Raw genomic sequence first — 631 nt, 5'->3', positions numbered from 1 at the left:
CAGCACGCTTAACGCTGCCAGCCAGCTTAAGGTAAATGCGCGTTTCTCTTTGCCCAACGACGGAGCGATATCCCTGCGCCACAATATCTGCGCAAAGTGGGGACTTACAATCATGCGAGTGAGATAGTAGAAAAGCATGTTGTAAATCAGCACAGCGGTGAAAAGGCTTAGCAAATCAACGACCGTGAAAATGGCATCCGCATCGCCGAAAAAGGTGGATATCTTTAGCGGGAAATCAAAGAAGCTCCCCACAAGATACATGCTGCATTTGATGCCGATCGGCGTCACCAAACCAAGCCAGAACAGACGTTGCCAGACATATCGGCTGGTCAATCCATAACGCCAACGCGTCCCCAGCTGCCAGCGTAATATTGCGCAGGGCACACAACACGACAAACGTCTGGCTACCGAGCATGACCGCAGTCTGTAAAAAAGAGATATGAAAGTTCCACAGATTGGTGCAAAACATCCCGCATAAAACGGGAACGACACCGCGCCAGCCAAAGATAAACAAGATTGACAGCATTACTCACAGTGGCATCCACGCCAGAAAGATAGAACTGGAATGGATAATGGCAAGTGGCGAAATAAAACGGGATAGCTGAATAAGTACCACGGTGAGCGTAAACGC

Annotated in this window: 1 protein-coding gene; it reads right to left on the bottom strand. The window is 49.3% G+C overall.

What is annotated here, in order from left to right:
- On the bottom strand, positions 1-384 hold a 384-nt coding region (locus KI356_RS28925), incomplete at its 3' end, for an MASE1 domain-containing protein (RefSeq protein WP_274388414.1).
- Positions 385-631: the final 247 nt, after the last annotated feature.

The organism is Bacillus hominis, from assembly GCF_018332515.1.
GTDB classification, from domain to species: Bacteria; Bacillota; Bacilli; order Bacillales; family Bacillaceae_G; genus Bacillus_A; species Bacillus_A hominis.
Note: the sequence above shows the minus strand (reverse complement) of the source record. Positions and strands in the feature narration are given on the sequence as shown.